This window comes from Streptomyces durbertensis, from assembly GCF_014156695.1.
Classification (GTDB): domain Bacteria; phylum Actinomycetota; class Actinomycetes; order Streptomycetales; family Streptomycetaceae; genus Streptomyces; species Streptomyces durbertensis.
The window spans coordinates 1-5,422 of record NZ_WMLF01000369.1 but is presented as its reverse complement, the minus strand read 5'-3'; the positions used below and the strand labels follow the sequence as shown (position 1 = coordinate 5,422).

4 protein-coding genes are annotated in these 5,422 nt (G+C 73.4%); all 4 read left to right on the top strand.

Features of this window, described 5'->3' with window-relative positions; translation table 11 throughout:
- On the top strand, positions 1-448 hold a 448-nt coding region (locus tag GL263_RS20525; RefSeq protein ID WP_182857203.1), incomplete at its 5' end, for a hemerythrin domain-containing protein.
- A gap of 90 nt (positions 449-538) precedes the next feature.
- On the top strand, positions 539-2,113 hold the full coding sequence (locus GL263_RS20520) for a serine/threonine-protein kinase (RefSeq protein WP_182857202.1): 1,575 nt from the start codon (positions 539-541) through the stop codon (positions 2,111-2,113).
- 119 nt (positions 2,114-2,232) lie between these two features.
- Positions 2,233-3,837: a succinic semialdehyde dehydrogenase gene (locus tag GL263_RS20515; protein WP_182857201.1), complete on the top strand. Its 1,605-nt coding sequence runs from the start codon at positions 2,233-2,235 to the stop codon at positions 3,835-3,837.
- 138 nt (positions 3,838-3,975) lie between these two features.
- A partial coding sequence (locus GL263_RS20510) for an FAD-dependent oxidoreductase (protein WP_182857200.1) occupies positions 3,976-5,422 on the top strand: 1,447 nt, incomplete at its 3' end.

The following is a 5,422-nucleotide window of genomic DNA, read 5'->3' as shown; positions in this document are numbered from 1 at the left end:
CCCGACCCTCACCCCCACCGCCGAGGCGCTCGTCCACCGCTTCGCCGCCGAACACGACGACCTCCAGGACGTCCTCGACTCCGTACGGGCCGCCGCCGACCGGCTCTCCGGCAGCCCCGGCCCGACGGCGCTGGCGGCGGTGGAGGAGGCGCACCGCCTGCTCACCGAACGCCTGCTGCCCCACGAGCACGCCGAGGAGCAGCAGCTCTACCCGGCGCTGGCCCCCACCCTCGGCGGACCGGAGGCCACCGCCACCATGAGCCGCGCCCACGCCGAGATCGACCGCCTCTCCCGCCGCGTCGCCACCCACCTCCGGCTGGCCCGCGCCGACGGCCGCCTGGCGCCCGAGCAACTCGACGATCTGCGCGCCTGCCTCTACGGCCTGAACACCGTGCTGCGCCTGCACTTCGCCCAGGAGGAGGAGAACTACTTCTCCCTCGCCCCGTGAGGCACACGGCACAACGGCCGGCAACCCCGAAGGCGTCGTTTCGGCCAACCGGTTGGCGCGTCCAGGGTCCGGCGCGATAGTGATGGACGCATGTCCAACGAGGGGGATCGGCCCGTGGAGCCGACGAGCTACGGCCTGCAGCCACCGGTCGCGAACGCCGGCCACGTACCCACCCAGGTGTCCAGGGAAGCCGCTGACGTACGGCGGATCGGGGGCCGGTACCGGCTGGTGGGGCGACTGGGCCACGGCGGTATGGGAACGGTCTGGCGGGCCTTCGACGAGGTCGTCGAACGGGACGTCGCGATCAAGGAACCCCGCCCGCCGGAGCACCTCGACGAGGAGAGCCGGGCGTCGTTCTTCGAACGGCTGCGCCGCGAGGCGCGGGCGGCGGCGAAGATCGACCACCCTTCGGTCGTCACCGTCCACGACGTCGTGCTGGACGACGGCCGGCCGTGGATCGTCATGGAACTCGTCGACGGGCGTTCGCTGGGCGACGTGATCGCCGAAGGAACGCTGGGCGAACCGGAGGCCGCCAGGATCGGACTCGCCGTACTCGGCGCGCTGGACGCCGCCCACCGGCGCGGGGTGCTGCACCGCGACGTGAAGCCGGACAACGTGTTGCTCGGCGCACACGACCGGGTGGTGCTGACGGACTTCGGCATCGCCCGCGTGGAAGGCGAGCGACCGCTGACCGAGACGGGCGCGTTTGTCGGCTCCCCCGAGTACGTGGCGCCGGAACGCGTGCTGGGCCAGCGCCCCGGGCCCGCCTCCGACCTCTGGTCGCTCGGCGTGCTGCTGTACGCGGCCGTGGAGGGCCTGTCGCCCTTCCGCCGCAACGGCACGCCGGCCACCCTCCAGGCGGTGCTCTCCGCCGAACCGCCGGCCCCGAGCCGGGCGAGAGGCCCGCTCGGCGGGCTGATCATGGGCCTGCTGCGGAAGGAGCCGTCCGCCCGGCCGCCCGTGGAGGAGATCCGGGAAGTCCTGGCCGAGGTGGCGGCGGCGCCGGCCCGCCTGCCGCAGCTCCCCGGCGGCTCCGCGCACAGCAACCCCGCGCACAGCAACCTGGTCGCGCTGCTGCGCCGTAGCCGCCCCGCCCGTTTTGCCGCCGTGGGCGGCGCCGCGCTGGTCGTTCTCGCCCTGCTGCTCGCCCTGCTCGACCCGTTCACCGCGAAGGAGCCGGACGGCTGGCAACAACGCACGGAGAAGACCGTCGCCGCGACCCTCGAGGTGCCGGCGGACTTCGACCGCAGGAAGGGTGAGGCGGAGGACGGCCGCACCTGGCTGTGGTTCACCTCGCCGGACGGTATCTACGACATCCAGGTCTGGCTGCTCCAGGAAGCGCAGGAGGAGCCGTTGCGTGCCGCGGAGGAGCACCTGGACGGCCTCAAGGAGAACGCGACGGGCAACGACCTCAAGGATGTGTCGGGCAACAGTTACGTCAAGGACTACGGCGCGCTGGGCGGCGCGGAGGTCTCCATGACCTCCCGGCCGTCGGAAAGCGATGACGACGCGCCGAGGGATCAGCGCCTGTACTTCTTCCACGGCGGTGGCGGCGACCGGCTCTGGCGGGTGCAGTTGCGGTTTCCCGCCGAGCCGGGCGCGGCCCACGACGAGGGGAGGAGGATCTACGAACGGCTGATCGGCTCCTTCCGTCCGGAGAAGTGAACGGGCCGGAGGAAAGCCCGGCGGCGGGGGCTGTCCGCGCCAGTGATCGCTGGCGGGATTTCGCGAAAAGTGTTACCCGTGGGTACCCAAGCCGTTCGGCGCCGCCTACGCTCTGCGCTATGACGGACACGCTCGACAGCCAGCCGGTCCCCTCCACCACGGCCGCGGCGGACGGCCGCACCGCCGCCGACGTGGTCACCCCGGAACTCGTCGCCCGACTGACCGCCGGAGTCGCCGGCAGCGGCACCACCGCCTGCCACACCCCGTTCACCGGACAGAAGCTCGCCGACCTGCCCGAGGCGACCCCCGAGGACGTCGAGCGGGCCTTCCGGCGCGCCCGGCGCGCACAGCGCGACTGGGAGCGCGTCCCGGTCCGCCGCCGCGCCGCCGTCCTGCTGCGCTTCCACGACCTGGTGCTGGAACGCCAGCGCGAGGTGCTCGACCTCATCCAGCTGGAGACCGGCAAGGCCCGGCTGCATGCCCACGAGGAGATCCAGGCGGTGAGCATCGCCGCCCGGCACTACGGCCGCAAGGCGCCCGCCTACCTGCGCCCGAGGCGCCACCAGGGCGCCGTGCCGCTGCTGACCCACGTCCGGGAACTGCGCCACCCGCGCGGCGTGGTCGCCCAGATCGCCCCGTGGAACTACCCGCTCGAACTCTCCGTCGGCGACGCGCTGCCGGCCTTCGTCGCGGGCAACGCCGTCGTGATGAAGCCGGACACCGAGACCGCGCTGACCGCCATGTGGGCGCGCCGGCTGCTGATCGAGGCCGGCCTCCCCGAGGACGTCTGGCAGATCGTGCTCGGCGACGGCCCGGTCATCGGCCCCGAGGTCGTCGACCGCGGCGACTACGTGTCCTTCACCGGCTCCACCGCCACCGGCCGCGCCGTCGCCCAGCGCGCCGCCGCCCGCCTTGTCGGCTGCTCGCTCGAACTCGGCGGCAAGAACGCGATGATCGTGCTCGACGACGCCGACCCGGACAAGGCCGCCGCCGGCGCCGTGCGGGGCTGCTTCTCCAGCGCCGGCCAACTGTGCATCTCCATCGAGCGCCTGTACGTGCACGAGGCGGTGGCCGACGCCTTCCTCGAACGGTTCGTCGCCCGCACGAAGGCCATGCGGCTCGGCTCGGCCCTCGCCTACGGCGCCGACATGGGCTCACTCGTCTCCCGGGCGCAGCTCGACAACGTCACCCGGCACGTCGACGAGGCCGTCGAGAAGGGCGCGACGGTACTCGCCGGCGGCCGCCCGCGCCCCGACCTCGGCCCGCTGTTCTACGAGCCGACGATCCTGGAGGGCGTCTCCGCGCCGATGGCCGTCTGCGCGGAGGAGACGTTCGGACCGGTCGTCTCCGTCTACCGCTTCAGCGACGAGGAGGAGGCGCTGGCCCTCGCCAACGCCACCCCCTACGGCCTGAACGCCAGCGTCTGGTCCACCAGTCCGCGCCGGGCCCGGGCCCTCGCCGCCCGCATCCGCACCGGCACCGTCAACATCAACGAGGGCTACGCCCCCGCCTACGGCAGCGTGCAGGCCCCGATGGGCGGCATGGGCGACTCCGGCCTCGGCCGCCGCCACGGCTCCGAGGGCATCCTCAAGTACACCGAGGCGCAGACCGTCGCCCACCAGCGACTGCTGCCCATGGCGCCGTCCCTCGGCATGGACCAGGAGGGCTACGCCGACTTCATGACCCGCTCCCTCAAGGCGCTCAAGGCGTTCCGCTTCCGCTGACGCCGCACGACGTGTGCCGGGGCGCGACCGCCCCCGCGACCGCCCCCGGCACACGCCTCCGCCACCCGCCCGGTGCGCCGGCGCCGACCCCGTCCCACGCGGCCCACCCACCGCGTCGCACTCCTCCCGGAGGTCACCGTGTCACAGGACGAGCCCACCCGGCACCGGGCGGCCGACCCCACGCTCAACCAGCCCGCCGGCACCCCCGACACCGCCACCGGGACCACCCGGACCGGCGGCCGCCCGGGCCCCGACGAGTTCGACGTCGTCGTCGTCGGCTCCGGCTTCGGCGGCTCCGTCTCGGCCCTGCGCCTCGCCGAGAAGGGCTACCGCGTCGCCGTCCTGGAGGCGGGCCGCCGCTTCACCCGGCAGACCCTCCCCCGCAACAGCTGGGACCTGCGCAACTACCTGTGGGCGCCGGCCCTCGGCCTCTACGGCCTGCAACGCATCCACCTGCTGAACAATGTGATGATCCTCGCCGGCGCCGGCGTGGGCGGCGGCTCCCTCAACTACGCCAACACGCTCTACGAGCCGCCCGAGCCGTTCTTCCGCGACCGCCAGTGGGGCCACATCACCGACTGGCAGGAGGAGTTGCGCCCCTACTACGACCAGGCGCGGCGCATGCTCGGCGTCCGGCTCAACCCGACCGTCACCCCCGCCGACGTCCATCTGAAGGCCGCCGCCGAGAAGATGGGCGTCGGCGACACCTTCCACCTGGCGCCCGTCGGGGTCTTCTTCGGCGACGGCCAGGACGCCGACGGGAACACCAGGGCCGCACCCGGCGAAGCCGCGCCGGACCCGTACTTCGGCGGCGCCGGCCCGGAACGGCACGCCTGCCGGGAGTGCGGCGAGTGCATGACCGGCTGCCGCTGGGGCGCCAAGAACACCCTCAACGAGAACTACCTCTACCTCGCCGAACGCGCCGGTGTCGAAGTCCGCCCGATGACCACCGTCACCGCCGTCACCGAACGCCCCGAGAGCGAGGGCGGCGGATACACCGTCAGCACCGTGCCCACCAACCGCCGCCGCGCCCGCGCCCGTGTCCTCACCGCCGAACGCGTCGTCCTCGCCGCCGGCACCTACGGCACCCAGACCCTGCTGCACCGCATGCGCGACGAGGGCCGGCTGCCCCGCCTCTCCCGGCGGCTCGGCATGCTCACCCGGACCAACTCCGAAGCACTCGTCGGCGCCCAGACCGTCCCCCGCCGCTACCGCCGCAAGTACGGCAAGGACGCCACCCTGGACTTCACCAGGGGCGTCGCCATCACCTCCTCCGTCCACCCGGACGAGAACACCCACATCGAACCCGTCCGCTACGGCCGGGGCTCCAACGCGATGTCGCTGCTCACCACACTCCAGGTCCGCCACGGCACCCGGCTGCCACGCGCCCTCGCGCACGTGCTCACCTGCGCCCGCCACCCCGTGCGGTTCGCGCGCTCGCTGTCCGCCCGTAAGTGGTCCGAGCGGATCATCATCGGCCTGGTGATGCAGTCCCTCGACAACTCGCTGACCACCTACCGCAAGGACAAGGGCCTCGGCAAGGGCCTCCTCACCGCCCGCCAGGGCCACGGCGCCCCCAACCCCC

Coding starts and splice junctions, on each gene's coding strand:
- GL263_RS20515 (WP_182857201.1), top strand. CDS start 2,233: ATGACGGACACGCTCGACAGCCAGCCGGTCCCCTCCACCACGGCCGCG.
- GL263_RS20520 (WP_182857202.1), top strand. CDS start 539: ATGTCCAACGAGGGGGATCGGCCCGTGGAGCCGACGAGCTACGGCCTG.